Annotated in this window: 23 protein-coding genes and 2 pseudogenes; 17 read left to right on the top strand and 8 right to left on the bottom strand. The window is 59.2% G+C overall.

The genetic code is table 11. The features are described 5' to 3' along the window. Positions 1-321: 321 nt before the first annotated feature. The 9 genes and pseudogenes from B8991_RS18370 to B8991_RS18405 all read left to right on the top strand — a co-directional run bounded on the left by B8991_RS18370 (position 322) and on the right by B8991_RS18405 (position 9474). Complete coding sequence (locus B8991_RS18370; protein ID WP_084354579.1) at positions 322-1299, top strand: sugar phosphate isomerase/epimerase family protein; 978 nt, start codon at positions 322-324, stop codon at positions 1297-1299. 103 nt (positions 1300-1402) lie between these two features. Continuing rightward, positions 1403-2389, top strand: a complete 987-nt coding sequence (locus B8991_RS18375) for a sugar ABC transporter substrate-binding protein (protein WP_235866693.1) — start codon at positions 1403-1405, stop codon at positions 2387-2389. Between the two features lie 148 nt (positions 2390-2537). Then, on the top strand, positions 2538-4082 hold the full coding sequence (locus B8991_RS18380; RefSeq protein ID WP_084354584.1) for a sugar ABC transporter ATP-binding protein: 1545 nt from the start codon (positions 2538-2540) through the stop codon (positions 4080-4082). Next, positions 4079-5068 carry an ABC transporter permease gene (locus tag B8991_RS18385; RefSeq protein ID WP_084354587.1) on the top strand — a complete coding sequence of 330 codons (990 nt, stop codon included), beginning with the start codon at positions 4079-4081 and terminating at the stop codon, positions 5066-5068. Before B8991_RS18380 ends, B8991_RS18385 begins: the two co-directional genes overlap by 4 nt. After that, positions 5065-5928 (top strand): MurR/RpiR family transcriptional regulator, encoded by an 864-nt coding sequence (locus B8991_RS18390; RefSeq protein WP_084354590.1) that lies wholly within the window; start codon positions 5065-5067, stop codon positions 5926-5928. Before B8991_RS18385 ends, B8991_RS18390 begins: the two co-directional genes overlap by 4 nt. Before the next feature lie 12 nt (positions 5929-5940). After that, a complete protein-coding gene (locus B8991_RS18395; RefSeq protein ID WP_084354592.1) occupies positions 5941-6816 on the top strand; it encodes a PfkB family carbohydrate kinase in 876 nt (291 codons plus the stop codon). 253 nt (positions 6817-7069) lie between these two features. Next, complete coding sequence (locus tag B8991_RS21580) at positions 7070-7339, top strand: hypothetical protein (protein WP_179141540.1); 270 nt, start codon at positions 7070-7072, stop codon at positions 7337-7339. Further along, positions 7254-7793, top strand: a pseudogene (locus B8991_RS18400) (IS6 family transposase); the annotation flags it as partial. The gene B8991_RS21580 and the pseudogene B8991_RS18400, both read left to right, overlap by 86 nt. 604 nt (positions 7794-8397) lie before the next feature. Continuing rightward, a complete protein-coding gene (locus B8991_RS18405; protein ID WP_084354596.1) occupies positions 8398-9474 on the top strand; it encodes a Gfo/Idh/MocA family protein in 1077 nt (358 codons plus the stop codon). Between the two features lie 83 nt (positions 9475-9557). On the opposite strand, the gene B8991_RS18410 is transcribed toward B8991_RS18405, so the two are convergent. Beyond that, a complete protein-coding gene (locus B8991_RS18410) occupies positions 9558-10736 on the bottom strand; it encodes a phytanoyl-CoA dioxygenase family protein (RefSeq protein ID WP_084354598.1) in 1179 nt (392 codons plus the stop codon). A 297-nt stretch (positions 10737-11033) separates the two neighbouring features. On the opposite strand from B8991_RS18410, the gene B8991_RS18415 reads away from it, so the two are divergent. The 8 genes from B8991_RS18415 (at position 11034) to B8991_RS18450 (ending at position 20053) form a co-directional block, all read left to right on the top strand. Continuing rightward, on the top strand, positions 11034-11984 hold the full coding sequence (locus tag B8991_RS18415) for a sugar ABC transporter substrate-binding protein (protein WP_218673258.1): 951 nt from the start codon (positions 11034-11036) through the stop codon (positions 11982-11984). A gap of 64 nt (positions 11985-12048) precedes the next feature. Next, positions 12049-13164: an ABC transporter permease gene (locus B8991_RS18420; RefSeq protein ID WP_084354603.1), complete on the top strand. Its 1116-nt coding sequence runs from the start codon at positions 12049-12051 to the stop codon at positions 13162-13164. Between the two features lies 1 nt (position 13165). Further along, positions 13166-13945: an ATP-binding cassette domain-containing protein gene (locus B8991_RS18425; RefSeq protein WP_084354606.1), complete on the top strand. Its 780-nt coding sequence runs from the start codon at positions 13166-13168 to the stop codon at positions 13943-13945. 224 nt (positions 13946-14169) lie between these two features. After that, a complete protein-coding gene (locus B8991_RS18430) occupies positions 14170-15702 on the top strand; it encodes a sugar ABC transporter ATP-binding protein (RefSeq protein WP_084354609.1) in 1533 nt (510 codons plus the stop codon). Continuing rightward, positions 15699-16703, top strand: a complete 1005-nt coding sequence (locus tag B8991_RS18435; RefSeq protein ID WP_084354612.1) for an ABC transporter permease — start codon at positions 15699-15701, stop codon at positions 16701-16703. The genes B8991_RS18430 and B8991_RS18435 overlap by 4 nt, the downstream gene beginning before the upstream one ends. Positions 16704-16736: 33 nt before the next feature. Then, a complete protein-coding gene (locus B8991_RS18440; protein WP_084354615.1) occupies positions 16737-17696 on the top strand; it encodes a substrate-binding domain-containing protein in 960 nt (319 codons plus the stop codon). Positions 17697-17770: 74 nt separating this feature from the next. Beyond that, positions 17771-18889, top strand: a complete 1119-nt coding sequence (locus B8991_RS18445) for a Gfo/Idh/MocA family protein (RefSeq protein ID WP_084354618.1) — start codon at positions 17771-17773, stop codon at positions 18887-18889. 45 nt (positions 18890-18934) lie between these two features. Then, positions 18935-20053, top strand: coding sequence for a phytanoyl-CoA dioxygenase family protein (locus tag B8991_RS18450; RefSeq protein ID WP_084354621.1), 1119 nt, complete (start codon positions 18935-18937; stop codon positions 20051-20053). A 23-nt stretch (positions 20054-20076) separates the two neighbouring features. Here B8991_RS18450 and B8991_RS18455 read toward each other — a convergent pair whose 3' ends face one another. From B8991_RS18455 to B8991_RS18485, 7 genes and pseudogenes are all read right to left on the bottom strand, one after another. Continuing rightward, entirely contained in the window at positions 20077-21039 is a 963-nt protein-coding gene (locus B8991_RS18455; RefSeq protein WP_084354623.1) for an aldo/keto reductase, read from the bottom strand. A 61-nt stretch (positions 21040-21100) separates the two neighbouring features. Then, positions 21101-21922 carry a TIM barrel protein gene (locus B8991_RS18460; RefSeq protein ID WP_084354626.1) on the bottom strand — a complete coding sequence of 274 codons (822 nt, stop codon included), beginning with the start codon at positions 21920-21922 and terminating at the stop codon, positions 21101-21103. 127 nt (positions 21923-22049) lie between these two features. After that, positions 22050-23135: an ABC transporter ATP-binding protein gene (locus B8991_RS18465; protein WP_084354629.1), complete on the bottom strand. Its 1086-nt coding sequence runs from the start codon at positions 23133-23135 to the stop codon at positions 22050-22052. Positions 23136-23138: 3 nt separating this feature from the next. Then, entirely contained in the window at positions 23139-23759 is a 621-nt protein-coding gene (locus B8991_RS22255; RefSeq protein ID WP_328588527.1) for a TOBE domain-containing protein, read from the bottom strand. After that, positions 23748-24338 (bottom strand): annotated as a pseudogene (locus B8991_RS18475) (ATP-binding cassette domain-containing protein); the annotation flags it as partial. The gene B8991_RS22255 and the pseudogene B8991_RS18475, both read right to left, overlap by 12 nt. Further along, entirely contained in the window at positions 24227-25021 is a 795-nt protein-coding gene (locus B8991_RS18480) for a carbohydrate ABC transporter permease (RefSeq protein ID WP_179141543.1), read from the bottom strand. The gene B8991_RS18480 and the pseudogene B8991_RS18475, both read right to left, overlap by 112 nt. Before the next feature lie 67 nt (positions 25022-25088). Further along, positions 25089-25964 carry a carbohydrate ABC transporter permease gene (locus B8991_RS18485; RefSeq protein WP_084354640.1) on the bottom strand — a complete coding sequence of 292 codons (876 nt, stop codon included), beginning with the start codon at positions 25962-25964 and terminating at the stop codon, positions 25089-25091. Positions 25965-26006 lie beyond the last annotated feature (42 nt).

The raw sequence follows: 26006 nt of genomic DNA on the forward strand, positions 1-26006 counted from the left end.
CGGCCGAAGCCGTGCCATCTGATCTTCGCTCAGCCAGTAGAGATTGCTCATTTTCAAGGCCTCCTTGCGGAGCCTGAATCACGAGAAGCCAACAGAATCAATGGGTCCAGAGCCTAAACATTTCGATGGACCACGTCAGTGGGGGAGGACCAGGACCTGAACCCAAAAAAAAGAAGCGCCGCAAAAGGGTATCGTTGGCGAGGGGTTAAATGGAGGGTGCTTTTCGCGACGCGCGGGATTCCAATGGTTTATCCGGAGAATGCTCCTGTTGACAACTTCACAACTTTAGTGTTTCGTGTGAAGAACTGAAAGGGAGGCCATATGACCAGATTTGCGACCCGCCTGAATTCTTTCGCGGCGAAGGCCGAGACCGCTTGGCCGGATCTCTCGGGAAAACCCACCCCCATGATGATGGCCGAACGTGCCGCCAAAGTGCCGGGATTGACCCATGTCGACCTCAACTATCCGGATCACGTTTCCGATGATCCTCGGGTTGTGAAGGCGCGGATCAATGATTTCGGGCTCGAGGTGAACGGCCTCGCGATGCGTTATTACACCAACCCGGGTTTCAAGCTTGGTGCCTTTACCCATCCCGAAGCCGCCGTGCGTCGCGAAGCGATCGATCTGACCAAACGTGGGATCGATGCCGCTATGGAAATGGACGCCCCGCTGATGACCCTCTGGTTGGGACAAGACGGCTTCGATTACAGCTTCCAGGGCGATTACAATCGCATGTGGCAGGATGAGATCGATGCGATCCGTGAAGTGGCAGAGCACGCCCCGGACTGCATGATCTCGATCGAATACAAACCGAACGAACCGCGCTCCTTCGCGCTCCTGCCAGATGTCGCGACCACGCTGCTCGCTATCGACGAAATCGGCACCGGCAATCTGGGCGTCACCATCGACTTCGCGCATGTCCTCTATGCCGACGAGATGCCTGCCTATGCCGCGACCCTCGTCAAGCGCCGTTCGCGTTTGCTCGGCGTCCACCTGAACGATGGCTATGCCAAGCGTGACGATGGTTTGATGGTCGGTGCTGTCCATCCGCAGGCCACTCTGGAACTTCTGTGGCAGATCACGCGCGATGGGTATGACGGAGTGATCTACTTCGACACTTTCCCGGATGCGTCTGGGATCGACCCGGTCGAGGAATGCGCCACCAACATCGAAACGGTGGAACGCCTGATGAAAATCGCCGGGAAGCTTGATGGGGACAATGCCCTCAAGTCCGCCATAGCCGACCAGAATTCACCGCTCAGCCAACGTGCAATAGGACGCATTATGGCTGGTTGCTGAAACCATAGACCAAATCCACAGTCAAAAAGGGGGGAGACCCATGACTAAAGTGACCAAAGCGACCTTGCTTGCAGGCGCGCTCTCTGTTTTCGCAAGCTTCGCCATGGCGCAGGACCTCGCGCCGCTGAACTCAGACGAGGAACCGGATCGCATAGATTGGAGCCAGCTTGAGGCCACATTCGGCGCAATCCCGACCCCGGCGGAGGGGACGAAGATTGGGGGCGTCTCAAAGACACTGACCAATGAATACTGGCGCTCCCTCGGTGAAGGCTACAAGAACGTCGCCGATGAGTTCGGCCTCGGGTTCGCCTATCAAGCTGCCCCAAGCGAAGGTGACCAGCTTGGTCAGCTCTCGATCGCCGAGAACATGATCCTTCAAGGCTATAATGCCCTGCTGTTCTCACCGCAGACCGACAACAATCTGCAACCGGCGCTGGAAAGCGCGACCGCCAAGGGTATTCCGGTGCTCAACGTGAATGATGCGGTAATTCCGTCCGTTGCGAACTATGTCGGCAACGTTCAGCGCGACAACGGTGTGCGTGTGGCCCAATGGTTCATCGAAAACCACCCGGAAGGCGGCAAAGTTGCCGTGATCGAAGGTCAGCCGGGCGTCTATGCTGCGGCCCAACGGACCGATGGTTTCACCGCCACCATTGAGGCAGTGGATGGCTTCGACGTGGTTGCTTCGGTTCCCGCAAACTGGAGCCGTGAAAAGGCCTATAACACGGCCTCGACCATCCTTCAGCAGCACCCGGATCTGATCGGCTTCTATGCCAACAACGACGGCATGGCCCTCGGGGTTGTCGAAGCGGTTAAAGCGGCGGGCAAGGCTGAGCAGGTTGCGGTCTTCGGCACCGATGGGATTTCGGACGCCTATAATTCGATCCGCAACGGTGACCTGACTGGTACGGTGGATAGTTTCCCGGTTCTGACTGGCGAAGTGGCGATGGAAGTCGTGCTTCGTCTCCTCGGTGGCCAGGACCTACCCCGTGTTGTTGCAACGCCGCAGGCTCTGATCACCGCCGAAAACGTTGCGGACTACGCGATCGAGGATGTCGATCAACTGCGGGAAACCCTCCTCGCTCAGTAAAACGGGCAGGCGGCCTCCGGGCCGCCCACCCATCGGGTCTGCGGGAGGCATCCTCCCTGTCTCCCGCAGCCTTCCGGCCAGATGCGGACACACGCGGAGGGCAGAATTGCGAGCGCTCTGCTAGCGGAGCGCCGAAAGGATCGAACCCATGACGTATACGCCATCTCGCCTCGCGCTCAACGGAATCGAAAAGAGCTTTCCGGGTATCAAGGCCCTCAGCGGCGTATCTTTTGAGGTGCGTCCTGGTGAAGTTCACGGCCTTTTGGGTGAGAACGGTGCCGGAAAATCGACGCTTTTGAATGTACTCTCCGCCGTTCTCTCGGCTGACATGGGTGAAATCAAGATTGACGGCGCCGAGGTACACCTCTCATCCCCTGCGGACGCGAGGGCTGCCGGGATCGCTATGATTCATCAGGAACTTCAGCATATTCCCGCCCTCACCGTGGCGCAGAACCTCTTCCTCGGGCGACCGATGAAACGGGTAGGGGGCCTTCTCGTCGACCGTTCTGGGCAGGAGCGAAAAGCGCGGGAAATCCTCGCCGGGCTTGATCCAAGTATTAATCCGGCCACGCCGATCCATGAGCTCAAGGTTGCGCAGCAGCAGATCGTTGAGATCGCGCGCGCGCTTCTAGACGACGCCAAGATCATCGCGATGGATGAACCGACCTCAAGTTTGACACCCTCTGAATTTGAGCGGTTGGCCGAGCTTATTGCGGAGCTCGCAGGTAAGGGTGTGTCTATTATCTATGTGTCGCACAAGATGGATGAGGTGTTCCGGATCTGTGATCGTGCCACAATCCTTCGGGATGGGCAGTTCATTGACACCGTCGATATGGCGGGCATCAGTCAGGATCAGGTTATCGCCAAGATGGTCGGACGCGAGTTGCAGGCCGCGACGCACCGCAGTTTCGCGACCGAAGAGGTCATGATGCAGGTCGACGGGCTCGGTGACGGAAAGATGATCCGCAACGCGAGCTTTGAGGTTTGCCGCGGCGAAGTCCTTGGCATTGCCGGTCTGGTCGGGTCCGGGCGGACCGAACTCCTGCGGCTTGTTGCCGGGATCGACCGGGCGACCGGCGGCAAGATCACTGTCTGCGGCAAAGAAGCCGCCTTGCGGACCCCACGTCATGCAATTGCCAGCGGAATCGGCCTCGTGCCCGAGGAACGCAAGAAGGACGGAATCGTCAAATCGCGCTCGGTTGCGGCCAACATTGCCTTGCCCTGCATGGATCGTTTCAGCGCGGGCGGGCTGATCAAGCGGCGTGAACTTCATGCTGAGGCCACCGAATTGATGAGCAAGATGCGCCTGCGACCGCCAGACGTGCAGCGGCCCATCGGGCAATTCTCCGGCGGCAATCAGCAGAAGGCCATCATTGGCCGCTGGCTCGCAGCCGATGTCGATATCCTGCTGTTCGATGAGCCGACACGAGGGATCGATATCGGGGCGAAATCCGAAATATACGACCTGATCGAAGAACTTGCCGCCTCTGGCAAGTCGATCGTGGTGGTCAGCTCCGAACTTCCAGAAATCATTAGGGTTTCTGATCGCGTCATGGTCATGCGGGAAGGCGAAATCGCCGGCACCCTAACTGGCTCTGACATCACCGAAGAACAGATCGCCGCTTTGGCAATCCCCAAATCCAAGGCCACCGGAAGCTCGGCTTCCGCTCCGAACTACGAGGTTCAGGCATGACTGCACAATCGAACGTCCGCTCGTCCGGCACCGCGACCCAACAGACCACCGGTCGCCGCTTTACCGTGAACATCCGCGATGCCGGCACCCTTCTGGGCTTGATCCTGATCTTCGCGGTCTTTTCATTCCTCAACCCGGTCTTCCTCACCGGTGCAAACCTGCTTAACATTTTGCAGCAGTCGTCGATCAACGCGTGCATCGCCCTCGGCATGACCTTCGTGATCATTTCTGGTGGCATTGATCTCTCAGTAGGGCCGACCGCTGCGATTTCGGCGGTTGTCGGGGCGACCATGATGGCCGCAGGTGTGCCAATCCCGCTCGCCCTGCTTGGTGCCCTTCTGACTGGGATGGCCTGCGGCGTCTTCTCGGGCACGCTGGTCGCCGTGGCAGGGCTTCAGCCCTTTATTGTGACGCTGGGTGGTCTGTCCCTCTTCCGCGCTCTTTCTCTGATCGTCACGGGCGGCAACCCGATATTTGGCATCCCGCAGGAGTTCCGGGCGGTTATCAATGGGGATCTCTTCGGAGTGCCGACCCCAGTTGTTATCGTCGCGATTATCGCGCTGGTACTATGGATTGTATTGAACCGGAGCCCGCTCGGGGAATACATCCTTGCAGTCGGCGGGAATCAAGAGGCCGCACGGATAGCCGGTGTGCCGGTGGTCCGCACTAAAATTACGGTCTATGTTCTTTCTGGCGGGCTTGCATCGATCGCTGCCATGATTCTCATTGGGAGATTGGGGGCAGCTGACCCAACCATGGGCAACCTTTGGGAGCTTGATGCCATCGCCGCAGCCGCCATCGGAGGGGCCTCCTTGATGGGCGGCAAAGGTTCTGTCGTTGGCACTCTGCTTGGCGCAATCATCCTTGGTGCGTTGACCAACGGTCTTACGCTTATGAATGTCCAAGCCTTCTATCAACTTCTAGCAACTGGCATTATCATACTCGTTGCAATGTTGATCGACCGAGCCACGCGAGGAGCCGCATGATTGGAGTAACAGACCCGCGCACCATTGGTGCACAGATCCGGATGAAAATGCCGTTTCTGACGCCGCTTGAAGCGCGGGTCATGGATACGATCACCGGGCGCAATGACCTATCGCTCAGCACCTCACTACGGGCGGTCTCGGACGACGCCGGCGTGTCAGATGCGATGATCGTAAAGATCGCGAAGAAAATGGGGTTCAACGGCTTTCGTGAATTGCGCGAGGCGCTGGTGGTTTACAAGCAGACGGATGTCGCGTCGCTTCACAGTGAGATTTCGCCCGAGGACAGCTCTGCCGATATCGTGCAGAAGGTGTTCCGGACCGCGACACAGGCGCTGGAAGAGACGATGTCGATCCTCGATATCGAAGCCTTCGACCGTGCGGCGGACCTCCTGTACCAAGCCAAAGTACGCGATTTTTATGGCGTCGGCGGGTCGGCTCAGATTGCGCGCGACGTTTCCCATAAATTCCTGCGGATCGGGTTGCGCAGCAATGTGCATGACGACAGCCATATGATGCTGATGTCGGCCTCACTTCTCGATACGCAGGATGTGGCGGTCTGCTTTTCGCATTCCGGGGCGACCTCTGCGATCGTCGATGCGGCCCGGCTGGCGCGGCAGAACGGTGCGCGGACCATTGCGATCACCAATTACGCCGATGCGCCCATCACCAAGATCGCGGATATCGTGCTTTGCTCGACCGCGCAGGGCTCGCCCTTGCTGGGTGAGAATGCAGCCGCCCGCATCGCGCAGCTCAATATCATGGACGCGATATTCGTGGCGGTCGCTCAACGGGATCTGAAGCGAGCGGAAAGCCAGCTTGCCCGCACCATGGGTGCCGTCGAGACCAAGCGAAACACCTGAACGGAACAAGACATGACGACAAAGCCCTGCGCTGTCACGGTTGGCAGCCTCCACCACGATATTGTCATCGAGGCCCCGCATCGCCCTGTCGCAGGTGAGACTGTCACTGGCCAGCGATGGTTCCGGAAGTTCGGGGGCAAGGGCGGCAATCAGGCTGTCGCGGCTGCTGCGGCAGGTTGTGCCTCACGGATGGTTGGCGCCCTTGGCGACGACGCGTTTGGGCAATTCATGCGCGAGAACCTGACAAGCGGCGGCGTTGAGGATCGCTGGGTCGATGAACTTCCTGGCCAAGCCTCGGGAATGAGCGTGGCGATCAGCGATGCGACCGGCGATTATGGGGCGGTCATCGTTTCGGGCACCAACCTTGCGATCGACAAAGGGCATTTGTCGGATGCGGCGCTCTGGGACGGTGCGAAGGTGCTTATTTTGCAAAACGAGGTGCCCGAGGCGGTCAATATCGCCGCTGCGGAAGCAGCCCATCAGCGTGGCCTTCCTGTCATCCTGAATGCGGCACCCTACAGACCCATGTCCAGCGAGTTCCTTGGTCTCGTCGATATCCTTGTGGTCAATGCCGTTGAGGCAGAAGCCATGTGTGGTGTGGCCGTGGATAGTCTTGCCTCCGCGGAAAAGGCCGCGAAGGTTTTGGTGGAGCAACTGCCATCTGTCGTTGTCACGGCCGGCGGCGACGGTCTCGCCATCGCCGATTCAAGTGGATCTAGTGCGTTACCTGCCATTCCCGTGAAACTCGTCAGCACGCATGGCGCAGGTGATCGCTTTGTCGGGACATTGGCGGCACGGCTTTGCTTCGGGGATGACCTCGAGACGGCGGCCGAGGCCGCGAACCTTGCGGCGGCTGCGCATGTATCCAAAGTGTTTGCGGAAAAATGATTCAGGTGTATCGGATCTCAGTTTGATTGCTGATTTGAAGTGTTCGTTCGTCGGTCATCAGGCAACAGGAAGGGTCTTCTGTAGTACGAACGATCATCCATTCTGTTTTGAACACAGCGCATCCCTCTGCTCGGACGGGTCGCAATGTCCGGTTCCACATCACACGGCATGTGATGCCATTGGATTCACTCCGGCTACCCGGTTGCGTAGGTCCATCTAACTCCGAGGGAACGGTCTCTTGGGAGCCAGTACAATGAATTACAACATCTCGGTCGTGCTTTTGGATTTGGACGGGCTTCTGTTGGACACGGAGCGCGTTCAGCTGGAAGTGGGTCCCGATGTTGTAGCCCGCTTTGGGTTTTCGCTTCCTCCTGAGTTTTTGGAACGACTGGTGGGTGTCACTCGAATGGACGCTGCCCGAATTATCGGGCGTGTTCCGCCGGGTGGTGAAATTTGGACCGCTGATTGCGGTTCGGGCGTGAGCCAGGAAGCGGACGACGATTTCGTCATGGCGGATGGATGAAACCTACATCAAGGTGAAAGGTCGGTGGACCTACCTCCACCGTGCCGTGGACCGCGACGGCCAAATCCTTGATTTTATGATTTCTGAGCGCCGTGACCTAGCCGCCGCCCGGCGCTTCTTGAAGCAAGCGATCAGCGCAAACGGCGCTCCAGATCGGGTTGTCATTGACAAGAGCAGCGCCAACCTAGCGGGACTTCAGGCGATCATAGGGGTCTTGAAACTCACCCCCAGCGGCCGCACCGTCGAGATTCGGCAGCTTAAATACCTCAATAATATCCTCGAACAAGACCACCGCTTCATCAAACGGATTACGCGCCCGATGCTGGGCTTCAAGGCGTTCCATTCCGCCGCTGCCACCAGCGCCGGGATCGAGGCTGCACACATGATCCGAAAGGGTCAGATCCGGGCAAACGGGGCATCTGTGTTTCAGATCTTGGCCGGGCTCGCAGCATAATTACATCTGCTGGACGGGGGGTTCCATCGCGCGGCCAAGTTTGCGGCAAAACCGATCGACGCGTGGCTCATCTGGGGTCCCGATCGTGTTCGCGAGCAGGCAGCGAAAGACCGCAGAACCGAGCGGGGGTCCCGTGCCGCACAAGGCGCTTCAAGGCAAAGCCTTTCGACCGGAAACGGCGTCGGGACGGCTGTCGGATCGTATGATCGCCGTAGATGCAGTGTCGCGCCCGGGCCATTGTCTGCGCCCAGTCTATGTTGACAAAGAAATACTTATTGACATGAATAACGTTTAGCAATGATCATTGTTGTCGTCTCGGCAGGACGGGAACCGGGCCACGCACGTGAAGATCGGGATCATTCTAGCGGCGAGTGAAGTGGCCGGTTTTCAATGGCCGGACGCAATGAACATTTCGGCATTGTCCGACCCGGGACAGCGAAGTGTCAAAAAGGCTTCATATGTGCCTATCGGAGGGGCTGCATGTCGACAAAGGCGAGATAGCGCCGGCACGGACTTTAATATTGGCAATTTGCCGAGGCCTGACATCTCGTACGCGTCGATAGACCGTCTGACGCGGTTACAAGAATATCTAAAGGGGAGGATAATGAAGAAAATTCGCTATGCCGTGGTTGGCGCAGGCTGGATATCGCAGGAGGCGTTCATGCCCGGGGTCAGCCAAACCGAGAATTCCAACATTTCCGCCATCGTCTCAGGGTCGATAGACAAGGCCAGGATGCTTGCGGATTTTCATACGGTTCCGCATGTCTATTCCTACGAGCAGTACGACGAAATGCTTGCCGCAGATGTATGTGACGCCGTCTATGTCGCGTTGCCGAACTCGATGCATGCCGATTTTACAATCCGTGCCGCGCGGGCGGGGAAACACATCCTTGTCGAGAAACCTCTGGCGACGTCGCTTGAGGACGGGACCGCGATGGTCGCAGCGGCCGAGGAAAACGGCGTATTTCTCGTGACCGCCTACCGGTTGCACAACGAGCAGGGAACTGTCGATGTGCTCGAACGGATTAGAGCCGGAGAGATCGGTGATCCGCGCATCTTCAGCGCGGTTTTCTCCTTTATGCCCGATCCGGACAACCACCGGCTCAAGGCGGGTCACTGGGGCGGGCCACTTCAGGATGTCGGCGTCTATTGTCTCAATGCGGTCCGGCATGTCTTTGGTGAAGAGCCTGTCGAGGTGACGGCCGTGCGCAGTCACGGCGACAACAATCCAATGTTTTCCGATGTGGAGGAAAGCATCGCGGTCACGCTTAGCTTCCCGCATGGCCGGTTGGCGCAATTCATTGCGAGCTTTGGCGCGAACAGCAAGGATTGCTATACCGTCGTCGGGACAAAGGGGAGCCTCACGCTCGACCCTGCCTTCCGGTTCGAGACCCCGACGACCCTGCAACGCCGAAACGATGACAGTTTCGCCTTCGAAACGTTCATGCACACGGATCACTTTGCCGGTCAGGTGTCCTACTTTTCCGACTGTATCGTGAACGGGACCCTGCCTGAACCGGACGGCGGAGAAGGGCTGGCGGACATGCGCGCACTTCTGGCGATCGAGAAGGCCGCCGAGACAGGCCAGGCGCAAAAGATCGACACCCCGCCGCGACCGTCCCACCCTGACCGGTCAATGGTGCGCGCCTTCCCGACGACGAAAAAACGCTTGCTGCTCTAACGGCGACGACGTGTCCCTAAGAACGAAAAACGCCTCGCCATAAATGATTTCCGGCGAGGCGTTCGCGGTACGAAGCGGTGACGTCAGCCGCGACGTCGGGCGTCGAGCGTGTCGATCAGGGCAGTGAACGCGGCGGGTGTGGTGCCGTCGGCGAGGGCATCGCGCATCAGGTCGGCATGGGTGCGTGGCGACATCCCCCCGACCGCAGGATCGGTGTCAAGATTGGTTGGAAAGGCATAGCCTTCGGCACTTGCGCTTATGATCCGCTCAAGCGCGTCTTCGCTCCAGCCGCCGCCGGAGAGCACGGGGAAGAGCGCCGTGATCATTCTTGTGCGATCAATGGCTTCCATGGGTCGGCCCATCGCCGAGGAGACCTGTAGCAGGTTCACAAGCCGGAACCGGTCCTCGGTGACATTTGCCCCCGCACAATGCATGACCGCGGGGTTGAAGAAGATCGCATCGCCCTTGTTCATCGGCAATTGCGAGCGTGCGGACTGGAAATAGTCCTGAAATTCCGGACGTTCGAACGCAAGATAGCCTTCGAAGTACATCTGGCTGTAGGGCAGATACAGGGTCGGTCCGGTCTCAAGGGGCATGTCAATATGCGCGACACCACCCTGAAGGGTCAGCATTGGCGATAGCTCCTGAACATGGGCAGGATAGGCCTCTTGCCGTTCCGGTGTCATGAACCCGAGGTGATAGTCGCGATGCGCGTCCTGCGCCTTGCCGCCGGGATTGACCCGAAAGCACTGCGCCGTCATCTGGTATCCCGGTCCAAGCCATGCCCGGCACGCCATGTCGATCGCGGAATAGCTGAAGTAGTCTGCAAAATTCTTCGGGTCCGCCAGGCAGTGTTTCTGAAGCGAATTCCACACTCGGTCATTCGATCCGGCGGTAATGAAATAATCCCCGCGTGCACTGGCGTCCTTTTCCTCCGCGATGATCGCGGAAAACACCTCGGTCGCGCGATCCATCACCGCCGCGTTCGGGATTGCACCCCGTAAGACGATCACGCCGGGTCCGGTGCGAAAGGCCGTCGCCCATTCCGCCATCAACGCAAGGCGCTCTTCGCCGCGCGTCTCGGCCGCTTTGGCGGCATCATAGATCAACACATTCTGCTCGGTAGCCTGAGCGTGGGGCCAATCCTCGAGACGTGTCTCGCGGTCGCACAGGCGCACCAAATCGTCGAGTTCGCCATCCGTCCGGTTGATCCAGACCTTTCGGCGGCGGTCGTCGCTTAGGGGTTGTGCTTCATCTTTCATGACTTCCTCCCTGGATGGTCGCGCCGGTATGTCGACGCGACAGTCGCCACCGCACATTCCGGCACCGTTTCTTCCCCAGAAAGGCGTGGCCATGATCGGTTTGCGATCCATGGTCGCAATAAAACGTATATTGATAAAAACTTACAATTGCAACGCGTGTTGCTTTCTGTTTACGCTTGGGTGGGTGGTCATTGGAGGATGAGCATTCACGCGGCGCTAGACAGGGCCGAAAACACCGTCGCGACGGGGTCCAGCGGCGGGTTATTTCCAAGGATCCACGACCTGGGAGGAGAACCCTTGAATACATTTTTCAAGACCGTGGCAGTCGCCGCGATTGCAACCATGAGCTTCGGTTTCGGCACTATGGCAAAAGCCGAGGGCGAGAACCTCGTATACATTTATCATTCGGGCGATGAGGACTTCTGGTGGAACACCATCAAGAACACGCTCGACCAAGCCGAAAAAGAACTCGGGATCAACATCGACATTCGCAATCCCCCGAACGGGGATTCTGCGCAGATGGCCCGTATCGTCGAACAGGCCGCCGCCGCCAACTACGACGGTATGATCGTCACGATCGGCGACTACGACGCCTTGCGCGATGCGATCACGGGCGCCGTTGACAACGGTATGCCTGTCATCACGGTGAACTCAGGCACTCAAGAGCAGTCGGAATCCATGGGCGCGCTGATGCATATCGGTCAGCCCGAGTACGAAGCCGGCCGCCTGGGTGGCGTTCGCGCCAAAGCCGATGGCGTGACCGATTTCGTCTGCTTCAACCACCAGGTCGGAAACATTCCGCTGACCGACCGTTGTGCGGGTTTCGCCGAAGGTCTCGGTCTTGATGACCTTGGTGATCGCATGGTCGATCTCGGCGGCGATCCCGTCCAGGCCAAGAACCGTGCCTTCGCGTATCTCAAGGCAAACCCGGATGTAAGCGCGATCCTGACGCTCGGCCCCAACGGTGGCGATCCGACTTTGCAGGCTCTTGAGGAACTCGGTCTTGCCGGCGAGATCTACTGGGCGTCTTTTGAGCTGTCCGACGACATGATCGGCGCGCTCAAGGAGGGGACCCTGCAGTGGTCGATCGACCAACAACAGTTCTTCCAAGGCTACCTCGCGGCCAACTTGCTGACCAACTACATCCGCTACGGCGTGCGCATCCCGCACCACATCAATTCCGGCCCCGGGTTCCTGACCAAGGACAATATCGGGCAGGTTGAAACGCTCATCGGCACATTCCGCTGATCATACTCAAGTTCCTTGCGCGGGGCCGTTCGAAGCGGCCCCGTCTTGTCCAATGAGGTAAACAATGTCCGACGAGACCGTTTCTGACGAAAGGGTAAAATCCCTTTCCATTGCTCAACGCTTCCTGATGCGCCCGGAGATGGGGTCATTTTGCGGCGTGATTCTGGTTATCATCTTTTTCCTTTTGATCGCCTCCGACAATGGCATGTTCAATCTCGATGGCGTGCGGAACTGGTCGGTCGTCTCGGCGCAGTTCGCGATTATCGCCGTCGGCGCCTGCCTGTTGATGATCGCGGGCGAGTTCGATTTGTCCGTGGGCTCGATGATCGGCTTTTCGGGCATGGTGCTAGCCATCACGAACGTCCATTTCGGGTATCCGATGTGGGTTGGTATCATTGCCGCGTTCGTGTTTTCGGTCGCGCTTGGTGCCTTCAACGGTTTCCTGGTGATCAAGACGAAACTTCCCAGTTTCATCGTGACGCTCGCGTTTCTCTACATTTTGCGCGGGCTGACGATCTTCATGTCCGTCACCACCACAAGCAAGACCATTCTGAGTGGCATGAAGCCTGCCGCCGAAGCCGACTGGCTTGCCCCGATATTCGGCGGTGAGGCGTTCAAGTTCGCCTTCACATGGATGGCCGAAAAGGGCTGGATCGACACGTTTTCGCGCGGGAGCATGGAAGGACAGCCTGTCGTCAGCGGTGTGCCGGCGCTGATCCTGTGGGCCATCGGCCTTGTGATCTTCGGCCAGTTCGTCCTGACGCGCACACGCTTCGGAAACTGGATATACGCCTCCGGTGGCGATGCGCATGCCGCGGAATATGCCGGTATTCCGGTGAAGCGCGTCAAAGTACTCATGTTCATGTTCACGGCGTTCTGTGCCTGCATTTTCGCGATGTGCCAGGTGACGGAGTTTGGCTCGGCCGGTGCAGACCGTGGCCTGCTCAAGGAATTCGAGGCGATCATCTGTGTGGTCATCGGCGGCGCGCTTCTGACCGGCGGCTACGGGTCGGTGATCGGAGCCGGACTGGGCGCGATCATGTTCGGTGTCGTCCAGCAGGGCCTGTTCTTTTCAGGGGCCGAAAGCTCGCTGTTTCGCGTCTTCCTGGGAAGTCTCCTGCTTATTGCGGTGATCACCAATACCTATATTCGCCGTCGCATTATCGGCGCGGGAGACTGACATGACCCAACCCATCTTGCGCCTTGAGAACATCAAAAAGCACTTCGGTTCTGTCATCGCATTGGACGGTGTCTCGTTCGATCTGAGGCCCGGCGAATGCCATTGTCTCCTCGGCGATAACGGAGCCGGGAAGTCGACCTTCATCAAGACAATGTCCGGCGTGCATTCGCCCACGGAAGGGAAGATCTACTTCGAGGGCGAAGAGGTGACCTTTCACAGCACACATGACGCCATCGAACGGGGCATCGCGACGGTCTATCAGGATCTCGGAATGATCCCGCTGATGTCGGTCAGCCGCAACTTCTTCATGGGTCATGAACCGACCCGGCGCCGCATGGGCGTGCACCTGTTCAATTACAAATTGGCAAACGAGGTGACGATGGACGAGATGCGACGCATGGGTATCAACCTTCGAAGCCCCGAACAGGCGGTCGGCACATTGTCGGGCGGTGAGCGCCAGACCGTCGCCATTGCCCGCGCGGTCCATTTCGGGGCCAAAGTCCTCATTCTAGACGAACCGACTTCGGCGCTCGGCGTGCGGCAAACATCCAACGTGCTGCATACCATAGACAAGGTGCGCAAACAGGGCGTTGGTGTGGTGTTTATCTCCCACAACATCCGCCATGCGCTGGCGGTAGGTGACCGTTTTACGGTTCTGAACCGTGGACGCACCCTTGGCACGGCGGAGCGCGGCAAGATCGAAGAAAGCGAACTTCAGGATATGATGGCCGGTGGTCAGAAGCTTGCGGTTCTGGACTCGTCGCTCGGCGGGACCGTCTGACGCAAGACGTCCAGACCGTGAACAGAATGGTTCGTTGGCGTTTTCTGTCCGACCGAAGAGCGGCTTCCATTCTGGCCGCCGTTATTCGGGACGTTCCGTCGGGAATGTCCGGTCTTTCCGGCGGGCCAAGTGCCTTTTGATCCAACACTGCTCAGGCGACGCAATGAATGTTGCAATGCATCCATTCGCGTATAATATCGCTGCAAGGGGGAGGAGAATCAACCATGGACCAAGCGTCTAGCGCCTTGTTGTCTCTGCGCGGGATCTCTCACGCTTTCGGTGCGAACCGCGTTCTGAAGGCTGTTGATCTTGAGGTGAATGCAGGCGAAGTTCTTGCGTTGGCCGGGGAGAACGGGGCCGGTAAATCGACCTTGATGAAGATCATCGGCGGCTACCTGCCCCCGCAGTCGGGAGATGTCCTGTGGAAGCAGGCCCCATTGCCCGAGGGGCTGCGCACGGTAGAGGACGCTGGCATCACGCTGGTTCATCAGGAATTTGCGCTAATCCCTGACATGACGGTGGCCGAGAATATCCATCTCGGACGCGAACCCAGAAAGTGGGGCCTGATCGACCGTGCCCGGATGCACCGCCAGGCGCGCGAGGCATTGGGGCTTTTGAACGCGGAGATTTCTCCCGGAGCCGGTCTTGCACGGTTGCCGGTCGCCTCTTGGCAGATTGTCGAACTGGCAAAAGCTTTTGCAGCCCGCCCGCATCTTTTGCTTATGGACGAGCCCACCGCAGTGCTGGGTCGCGATGAAGCCGCCGCTTTGTTCGATCGCATCCGCGCCTATACGACCGCCGGTGGCACGGTGATCTTCACCTCGCACAGACTGGACGAGGTGCGTGAAATCGCGGATCGCGTTGCCGTGTTGCGCGACGGGCAGATCACACTGAACAAACCAATCCAAGACGTTAGTGAGCATGATATAGCAAGTGCCATGGTGGGTCGCGAAATGAGCGATCTCTTCGTGCCGAGGATCACACCGGTCGTGGCCAGACCCGTGCTCGAGGTCGAGGGTCTTGATGTTCCGCGCGAGATCGGCGCCCCCGTCAAGGACGCTTCGTTCGCTCTGTATCCCGGAGAGATTCTGGGCGTGGCCGGTCTGGTCGGGGCAGGGCGCACCGAGATGTTCGAAGGTCTGGTGGGATTGCGTCCGGCACATGCGCGACGCTTCGCGCTCTCGGGCAAGGATCAAGTCCTGCCTTGCGCCCGCGAGGCATGGCAATGCGGCATCGCCTATCTCACCGAAGATCGCAAATCGCGCGGACTATTGCTCGACAAGGACCTATTGGTGAATGCCACGCTCGTTAGTGGCGCGCTGTTTGGCGGCGCCCGCATTGATCGGCGTGCGGACGCCGCCGATTTCGACGCGGCGCGCGCCAGGTTCGACATTCGCGCGGCAGGTCCGGCTACAACGGCTGGCCAGCTGTCCGGCGGCAACCAGCAAAAGCTATTGCTCGCCAAGACGCTCGCGACCGATCCGCAGGTCGTCATACTCGACGAGCCGACCCGCGGCGTGGACATCGGCGCGAAAAGCCAGATTTACCGGATTATCGCCAAGCTTGCGGAACAAGGCAAAGCGGTGGTGGTGATCAGTTCCGAAATGCCTGAACTCATCGGATTGGCCCATCGCATCCTCGTCATGGATCGCGGGCGGATATCCGGAGTTCTGACACAACCCGAGGATGGTCAGATTTCTGAACATGAAATTCTCCGTCTCGGTCTTGGGCTCGAAAATGAAGAGGATGCCGCATGAGCATGGCACTGGACATGGGCAAAACCGACCGGACCCTTCCAAAGCTGATGGGACTGTTGGGCAAACTCGGGCCGCTTTTGGCCTTGGCGCTTCTCGTCGTCGTCGGGGCTCTCGTCAGCCCGACGTTCTCAACCACCGAAAATATTCTCAACGTGCTCACGCGGTCTTCGATCATCGGCATCATCGCTATCGGGGCGACGTTCGTGATCACGTCTCGCGGGCTCGACCTGTCCGTCGGCGCCATGGCGGCGCTGGTTGCGGGGCTTTCCGTGATGGTGATGAACGGCTTGTCGGCCTCGCTTTCCGCCACGCTCGCTGTGGTGTTGGGTCTGGTGGCCGCGCTCTTTCTCGGCGCAGCCGCAGGGTTCGTGAACGGCACGCTAACTGTGAAAGGCAGGGTTGAAGCGTTCATCGTGACCCTCGGGACGATGGGGATCATGCGGTCGCTTGTCACATGGTTGTCGGATGGTGGGTCAATCTCGCTTGATTTCGCCCTTCGTGGCGTGGGCCGCCCGCTATACTACGGGACCGTTCTCGGAATTCCGGTGCCGATCATCGTCTTCGGCCTTCTGGCCATCGCCGGGGAACTGGTGCTGACGCGGTTGCGCTTCGGGCGTCACGTGGCCGCAATCGGGTCGAATTCCGAGGTGGCGCGTTACTCTGCGATATCCGTCGATAAAGTCCGGATCGCGACTTACGTCCTGCAAGGCGTCTGCGTCGGGATTGCGACGCTGATTTACGTGCCACGCCTCGGTGCGGTGACCCCGTCCACGGGCATGCTATGGGAACTAGAGGCCATTGCCGCCGTGATCATCGGGGGCACCGCTCTTTCGGGTGGGCAAGGTAGGGTGTGGGGGACCGTCGCGGGCGTCCTCATCCTCGGTGTCGTTTCCAACATCTTGAACCTGACCGATTTCATTAGCCCGCACCTGAACGGAGCCTTTCAAGGCGCGATCATCATTGTGGCGGTCTTCCTGCAACGCAAACGCGTTTCAGCCTGATCCATTGCCCGCAAACAAAACCAGGAGGAACCTATGTCCATTACAAGACGCACCATCATCAAAATCGCTGCGGCCGGCGCGATGATCTCGCTCGCCGCGCCTGCAATTGCGCAGGAGGGCGGCGCAAAGATCGGCGTGGCCATTCCCGCGGCCACCCACGGTTGGACGGGTGGTTTGAACTACCACACCGAGCGCACCATCGCCGCCATGGAAGCCGCGTTTCCCCAGATAGAGTTCGTTCTGACGACGGCAGGCGATGTCCAGTCCCAGGTGAACAACATCGAAGACATGGTCGCTCAAGGCATCAACGCGCTGGTGATCCTGCCCATGGAAAGCGACCCGTTGACGGAGCCGGTCAAGGCCGCGAAGGCGCGCGGAATCTTCATCACGACCGTGGATCGCGGTCTATCCGAAGAGGGCGTGGAAGATCTCTATGTCGGCGGCAACAATGCGCAGTACGGCACCATTGCGGCCGAGTATTTCAAGGACAAGCTGCCCGACGGCGGCAAAATTGTCGTGATGCGCGGTATTCCGACCGCTATCGATAACATCCGCATCGACGCGTTCAACGCTGCGCTGGAAGGGTCCGGAATCGAAGTTCTCGATATGCAGTATGGCAATTGGAATCCTGACAAGGGCTTCGAGTTGATGCAGGACTATCTGAGCCGGTTCGAGCAGATCGACGGTGTCTGGGCTGGCGATGACGATGCCGCACTGGGTGCCAAGGCAGCGATCGAACAGTCCGGCCGTGCAGACGACATGGTCCTGCTTGGCGGGTCGGGTATGAACACGGTGATCAAGATGATCATGGACGGCGATGCCCTGATCGACGCGGACATCTTCTATCCGCCCACGCTGATCGTTCCGGCCATCGAAATTACGACGATGCGCTACGCGACCCAAGCCCCGATCCAGGGTCGTTACGAACTCGACAGTCCTTTGATCACAAAAGAAAACGCGGTAGATTTCTATTTCCCCGATAGCCCTTACTGAGGGATCCTCCCTGCTGCGGGTGTCTTTCCCGGATGCCCGCAGCCCCATGCAACATACTCAGGTGGAGCGTCGCTATGGCCGTAAAACCAACACTCAACGTCGGCTTGATCGGCACAGGGTTTATGGGCAAAGCCCATGTCTTTGGCTATTCGTCGGCGCAATGCGTTTTTGACCTGCCGGTGCGGTTCAATCTGCACACGCTGGCGGATGTCTCCGAGGCGGCGGCGCGGTCCTCCGCGCGGCAATTCGGTTTCGCCAATGTCACCACCAACTGGCGCGATATTGTGGATGATCCCGAAATCGACATTGTGTCGATCACCGCTCCGAACGCGCTTCACAAGGAAATGGCCCTTGCCGCGATTGCCGCTGGCAAACACGTCTACTGCGAAAAGCCGCTCGCCCCGCTGGCACAGGATGCGCGCGAAATGGCAGAGGCCGCCGAGGCTGCAAATGTTCGCACGCAGGTCGGCTTCAATTACCTGTGCAATCCCATGCTCCAACTTGCGCGCGACATGATTGCCGCCGGAGAATTGGGTGACATCCGGGGCTATCGCGGCATCCATTGCGAAGACTATATGGCAGATGCTTCCGGCCTTTTCACCTTCCGACATGACCCTGCGGGCGGTGGCGCGCTGGCAGATATCGGCAGCCACGCGCTTGCCACGGCAGAATTCCTGTGCGGTCCGATCACACGCGTGATGGGCGATTGTGTCACGATGATCCCGACGCGCTCCGACGCAAAGGGCGGGCAGCGCAGTGTCGAGGTGGATGACATCGGGCGCGCCTTTGTCAGGTTCGAGAACGGGGCGAGCGGCTCTATCGAAGGCAACTGGATCGCGACGGGTCGCAAGATGCAGCATGATTTCGAGATCTACGGCACCAAGGGTGCGCTTGCGTTCAGTCAGGAGCGATTCAACGAGTTGCACTATTTCTCGACGGCGGACGCGGCCGGACGCCAAGGCTTCCGCCGGATCGAGGCGGGCCCCGATCATGCACCGTATGGCCTGTTCTGTGTGGCGCCGGGCCACCAGCTTGGCTTCAACGACCTCAAGGCCATCGAGGTCGCCGGTTTCGCGCAGGCCATTGCGGGGGAGCGTGACGAACCGTTCAACTTCAGGGCCGGGTTGCGCATCCAGCATCTGGTCGAAACGATTCATCGCTCTGCACATGAGATGAATTGGCTAGAGGCATAATGCAAAAAGTCTGCCTGCGAGAAAGGGCAGCACAGGGAGGACAACATGAACAATCAAATGGCATTTCTGGATCACATCGATCTTGAAGATTTCAAAGCGTCCGTCGAAAGGACGACCCGCGCCGAGGAATACCCAGGCGCCGTGCGGATTGACCGCAATATCCCGATCTATGACGGGGACACGGTCGATGACAGTCTGATCCCCGAGTGGACAAGGCTATTCGAGACAGGGCCCGGTGTTTTGGTGATCAAGAGGGCAATTCGCGACCTCGATGCCATCGATGCCGCAAGCGCGGTGTTCCAGCAGATCATTGAAGACGAGAAAGCTGCGGGGATCGCCGCGAGCGATCACTTTGCCAAAGCGGGGGCCAATGACCGGATCTGGAATTCCCACCAGAAATTGTGTTTGCGCGCGCCCGAAGTTTTCCTGCGCTACATGACCAACCCCGTGATTGATACGCTTTACCGGTCATGGCTTGGGCCGGGCTACCAGATGGCAGCGCAAGTCAATCAGGTCCGCCCGTCGGGCAAATCCCAAAGCCCGCACCGCGATTACCATCTCGGCTTTATGACCGACGCGCAGTTGCGGCAGTATCCCGAGCCGGTCCACCGCCATTCGCATCTGTTTCTCATGCAGGGTGGCGTGGCCCATATCGATGTACCCGTCGATGCCGGACCCACCAAACTCCTTCCGTTCAGTCAGGTGTATCCGCAGGGATACGCCGCAGCCGCGCTGCCGGAATTCCGCGACTATTTCGAACAGAATTACGTGCAACTTCCGCTTGAGAAAGGCGATTGTGTCTTCTTCAGCCCGGCCTTGTTCCATGCGGCGGGCGAGAACCGGACAAGCGATGTTGTGCGTATGGTCAACTTGCTACAGGCGTCGTCACCTATGGTGCGGGCCATGGAGTCGCTCGACCGTGCAGCGATGTCACGCGCCGTCTTTCCGTATCTCAAGGGGATGGACGAAGAGATGCTGCGCCTTGCGATAGCAGCGACGGCGGAGGGCTATCCGTTTCCGACGAACCTCGACAGCGACCCGGCGATCGGAGGCCTCGCGCCGGAAAGCCAACAAGGTCTATTGTTGCGCGCGGTCCGCGAAGATTGGTCGGCGGCGCAGCTCGATCAAGAGCTCGACGCCCAACTGGAGCGCCGCAAGGCCTGAGCCAAATCACAATGTCCGCCCCGTCATGCGGGGCGGTACACCCGGTTGGCCTCGGGGTCTTGAGTGGAATAGGCCAAGCCATTCAAGGCTTGGGCCATGTCCGCGGGAATGTCGACAGAGGCCCACTCTAGGGTCTGGGCCACGCGCTCGGGCTTTGACACTCCGACAATCGTGGACGTCACCTGCGGCGCGTTCATGGAAAAATGAAGCGCCGCAGCCCCCGGTGCCACGCCATATCTTGCACAGAGCGCTTCGATCTGCCGGACGGGTTCGAGCGCTTCGTCGCTTGCCTCTTGGTATGTGATCCGCGGCATGGCCGCCGCCCCCTTGGCAAAGACACCGCCCGCATACGGCGCGGCGTTCAATACCGCGATCCCGCGCGCCGCGGCGTCGGCGAACATACCCTGTGCGGCACGGTTCAAAAGGGTGAACCGGTTGTGGTTGATCAGGGCATCAAAGGGACGCTCGCGCAGGATCGGCTCCATCACATCAAGCCGTCCCATCGCAAGGCCCACCGCTTGCGCCAGTCCCTCTTCCTTGAGGCGGAACAAGGCGTCCAGCGCGCCGCCGTCGCAGGTAATCTCGCCAAGATCGCGTGCGTATTCCGGATCATGCAGATGTAACAGCGGGATGCAATCCAGTCCGAGGACTTCGAGGCTTTCCTCGATGGACTCGCGGACCCGCGCCGCGTCGAACCGCCCGGTTTCCATGTCCCGATCAAGTTTGGTCGAGAGAACGAACCCCTCCGGTAGCCCACCACGTTCGCGGATCACCGCGCCGATGCGTTCCTCGCTGCGCCCGAGGCCATAGTTTCTGGACGTATCGAGAAAATTGATGGGACTGTCGAAAATGGCGCGCACAGTTGCCCGCGCGCGGTTTTCGTCCACGGAGTATCCATAGGTGTCCGGCATGTCACCAAGGCCCGCGGTGCCGAAACAAAGCGGGGTTACGGCGAGGCCGGTGTCACTGATCGGTTTGAGCTTCATCGCGCTACCTTCCGTTGGGTAAAGTGTTTCGGGCGCGGCCTGCGACGCAATCACAGCCCGCTCAGGCGGGGTAAGGGTCGGCCAGCCCGGCCTCCATGAAGGCAAAGGACGCCTCATAGGCGGATCGCGGGTGCGCGAGACCGTGCACCTGCGGCGAGAATGGCTCGAAACTGATCGCTCCGTCATAGCCTTTGCGCAACAGTTCGGCCACCTGTTCAATATTGCCGAGCCGGTCACCCGATGTCACCAATTCGCGGTCCGGGTCCTGAAAATCAGTGACCGCAATGCCTGTTTTGGTCACGCCCGATACGTGAACAATTCCGGTTTCGTTGGGAAAAAGCGCGCCGCCACCGGCGAGCGCGTGGTGGAACGTGTCATGCACGATCTGGAACGGGGCATCCGATCCCAACAGGTGGATCGCTTCGACCACTTCATCCTTGTATCGCAGTGCGCAGCTTTCGAAGCCCAAAGGCTCGATCAGCCCGATCAGGTTGTTCTTTGCCAGCATGGGTGCGAGCGCGTCGAGGGCCACTTTCAGCGCCGCGTTGCGTTCGCTTTTGCCGGTGTTGATGCCATCGTTACGGGCGATCAGGCTGATGCGCTCGGCTCCGCAGGCCCGTGCTATGGTCATCAAGCTTGCCGCCTCCGCCTGCTTCTCGTCCGACCAGTCGTCGAACGCCTTTACCTCGGCAAGTGCGAGGATCTTCAACCCGCGCGCCGAACAGGCCGCCCCGACATCCTCAGGCGTTGCCCCCTCGAACAGGTCGCGCCCCAGATCGTTCCGGAATTCCACGCCCACGCAATTCAGGGACGCGGCCAGCGCGACAAATCCCTGCCACTCGAGGTTCGGCGCGGCCATATGGTTCAAAGCTCGTTTCAACATCTTCACTTCCTTCAAATTATATCGTGACAGGGGTATCGACGCCCAAAGGCGGGCGCGCGTCGACGCCTCTGGTGGTCTGCGAAATCGACCGGAACCAGGCAAAAATCATGCCTGCTGGTCCTCGCCCTCAGGCTCTCAACCTTTGACCGCTTTGCTTGTCGAAGATCATTCCGTCAGTGATGCCGACCCGAATACGCACGCCGTCGCCGTTCTTGACACGCTCGACCCTGTTGCTAAGCAATTTGATCCGTTGGCCGGCGACCTTCAGAACGATACGCTGGGTATTTTCGATCATCTCGTGTGCAACGACGGTGCCAGTGAGCGGACCCGTCGGGTCGATCGAAAACGAGGTGTTCGGAAGGGCAAGTGTGATTTCGCGATGCGGTGCTTGCGCCACCAAAGACGCCAAGTCGTCGGGCAGGGCGAACTCATACGTGTCCAGACGCGCCCGGCCTTCGCCCGCGAGTTCGATCGTAAGCAGCGTGCGCATCGCATCCCCGAGAAAGCCTGCAACAAAGCTGTTGTCGGGGTCGCGGTAGATGCGCATTCCCGGTCCGGACTGCTCTATGCGGCCATTGCGCATGATGACAAGTACATCGGCCATGGCCAGTGCTTCCTGCTGATCGTGGGTCACATGGATCGTCGTCGTCCCCATGGTTTTGTGGATTTGTTTGAGTTCTGAGCGCATCGAAAACCGCAGGCGGGCATCGAGGTGGGTGACCGGCTCGTCCAGCAGCAACACTTTGGGGTGCCGGATCAGCGCGCGGCCGAGCGATACCCTTTGTTGCTGTCCTCCCGAGAGCTGATCGATGGTGCGGTGCAAAAGCGGTGTGATCCGCAACAGGTCCGCCGTCTCGTGCACCCTTTTCGTCATCTCGGCTGAGGACCATCGTCCCTTCTGCTTGGGGGCCAAAAGCGGAAACCTCAGATTCCCTTCAACCGTGTGGTGCGGGTAGAGCGCGTAGTTCTGGAACGCCATGCCGATATCGCGGTCGGCGCTCGACAGGGATTCGACGGCGTGTCCATCAAAGCGGATACTGCCGGTGTGATCAGAATCCAGACCTGAAATGATACGCATGAGCGTTGATTTTCCGCAGCCTGACGGGCCCAGAAGGCACACATAGGCGCGGTCGGGGATCTCGAGATCCAGTGCATCAAAGACCCTGTGCGCGCCGAAAGATTTGCTGAGTTGTGAGATTTGAATATTGGCCATGTTTCAGCGCTCCTCGATCGCGATGCGCTGACCATTGGCAGCGAAGAAATGCAGCCCGTCGGGATCGGGCCGCAAACGCAGCGCGGCCCCTTCGGCAGGCAATGCGTCCGCCGAGGTGAGAGCCGTTGTTGGGCCCGCATCGGTTTGACACAAGACCGCGCCCGATTCGCCCATCGGCTGGACAGATGTCGCGATGGCCGAAATGCCGGTGCCTGCACTGTCCGAAATCGCCAACCGTGCCGGACGGATACCGACCGAGGCCGGCGGCGTTCGCGCAAAGGCGGCCTGCTGGGCGGCAGACAAAGGCATCGAAAAATCCGCCAACCGCATGGTTCCGCCATCGACGGTCAGGGTCTCGAAGATATTGATCGGCGGTTCACCGACGAATTCGGCAACGAAGCGGTTGTTCGGCGTCTCGATGAGCTGGCGCATTGTGCCGACCTGCTGGACCCTGCCCTCGGACATGACGGCGATCCGGTCACTCACCGCGGCGGCTTCTTGTTGGTCATGCGTGATGTAGAACGTGGTTCCTCCGGTCGCCTCGTGAAGGGCCCGAATTTCACGACGCAGTTCTATGCGCAGATATTCCTCAAGATGCCCGAGCGGTTCGTCCATGATGAACATCTTGGGCCGGCGCACCATCGCACGAGCAAGGGATACGCGCTGGCGCTGGCCACCGCTTAACTTGCCCGGCCGTGCTTTGAGATGCTCCGTGATGTCGAGGGTGCGCGCGATCTGGCCGACGCGATCCGCATCTCAGCGTTTTCGACAACATCGCGATGCCTTTGGTCGCGCGCAAGACTTCCAAAAGCGAGATTGCGGATAGAGCGCGTAGTTTTCAAAGACCATGGCGATGTCGCGGTCCCGCGCGGGAACGCTCACCACATCCTCGCCATTGACGAGGATCGACCCTTCGGAGACGTGTTCGAGACCGGCCAGCATCCGCAACGTCGACGACTTGCCACAGCCGGACGGGCCAAGCACGCAAAGGAATTCACCGCTCTGGATATCGAGGTTGAGATCACGCACCGCGGCGGTACCGTCAGGGTAGATCTTCGACACATTTCGGACTTGTACATGGGCCATGTCGGTTACCTCACCGCGCCAAATGTCAGTCCGCGCACCAAGTGCTTTTGCAGGACCAGAGTGAAGATCATGATGGGAAGGACGGCCATGGCCCCCACGGCCATATACGGTCCCCATTCAAGGCCCATCGAGCCGGAAAATCCCCCGAGATAGACGGGCAGGGTCGACGCGTTGCTTTGGGTCATGATCGTAGCGATCAGGAACTCGTTCCATGCCATGATGGCTGAGAGGATCGAAGTCGTGATCATCCCCGGCTTTACCAAGGGCAGGGCCACTTTGGTGAAAACCTGCAAATGGGTGTACCCGTCGATACGTGCGGCCTCCTCGATTTCGATCGGGATCGATTCGAAAAAGCCGCGTATGATCCACACCACCAGTGAGAGATTCATGGAGGTATAGATCAGGATCAGCCCGATATGCGTGTCGAGCAAGCCGACCTGACGCAGCATCAGATAAAGGGGCACCACGAAGGCTACGGGCGGGGCGAAGCGCGTCGACAGAATAAAGAAGAATATGTGGTGGCCGGCAAAGACCCTGAATCGCGTCAGGCCGTAGGACACCATCGCGCCGAGGCCGACGGCCAGTATCGTACTGACGCAGGTCACGATGATGCTGTTGATTAGGAACGGCAGCACGCCGCTGCCGCCGAAGACGAAAAGCGCGGCTTCGTAGTTGTCCCAGATCGGTCGGAAGATCCAGCGCGGCGGCCAGGCGAAGATGTCGCTCTCGATCTTCAGGGACGTACTGATCACGACGTAGAATGGGAACAGGCAAAAGCCGACGAAGATGGCCGCGATCAAGTAGCGCAATGCACCTGTGGCGCGGATACTGTTCGGTGTGGTCAATGAGTAGGTTGCCATGGTTTTATCACTCCGGCGCTGCGATCTTGCGGACGAAGACCTGGGCTACAACCGTTACGACAACGATCATCACAACGGCCATCGCCGCAGCGTATCCAAGATCCAGAGAAAGGAACCCCTTGGTATAGATGTACCAAGGCAAGACCTCGGTGTTTCCGCCAGGGCCGCCCTTTGTCATCACGAAGACCAGTTCGATCATGCGGAAGGCGTCGATGGCGCGGATAACGCAGACCACCAGGATCGCGGGACGCAGCAAGGGCAGAGTGATCCGCCAGAAGATTTCGCGCTCGGTGAGACCGTCCATCCGGGCCGCTTCGAACACATATTCCGGCAGAGATTGCAGCGCGGCGAAAATTACGAGTGTCACGAACGGGGTCCATTGCCAGATGTCCGCAATCACGATGCTCAGCATGGCGAGCGTGCCATCGGTGAGAAAGGGCAGTCGTTCGAACCCGAACAAGGTCAAGAACCAGTTCGTCACACCGAAGTTCTCGTTCAGCATGTAAAACCAGACCAGCCCGACAACGAGCGGCATGGCCATCACCGGCAGAAGCGAGAGCTTGCGCAGCGTTTCGAGCCCCTTCAGCTTTGCATTGAAGACAAAGGCCAACGCAAAGCCGAGCAACAGTTCGATCCCAACGGCGAGAACGATGAACACCGCTGATACCCCGAGGGCGTTCATGAAGCGGTCGTCGTATTGCCAGAGTTCCTGGTAGTTGAACAGACCGGCAAAGCGCGGCGGGTTCGGGCTTGAAAGCGACCAGTGGTGCAGGCTGATGTAGACCGCGTAAATGATCGGAAAGATGTTCAGAGCGAGGAGAAGCAGCACAGCAGGCGAGACCAGAATGGTCGCCGCCCGCCTGGCTTCGCGGGACTGTGACATGATGCGAATTTTCCGTTGTTATTGCGCGTGGGCAAATTCGGC

Origin of the sequence: Primorskyibacter flagellatus (assembly GCF_900176485.1) — a bacterium.
In the GTDB taxonomy this organism is placed as follows: domain Bacteria; phylum Pseudomonadota; class Alphaproteobacteria; order Rhodobacterales; family Rhodobacteraceae; genus Primorskyibacter; species Primorskyibacter flagellatus.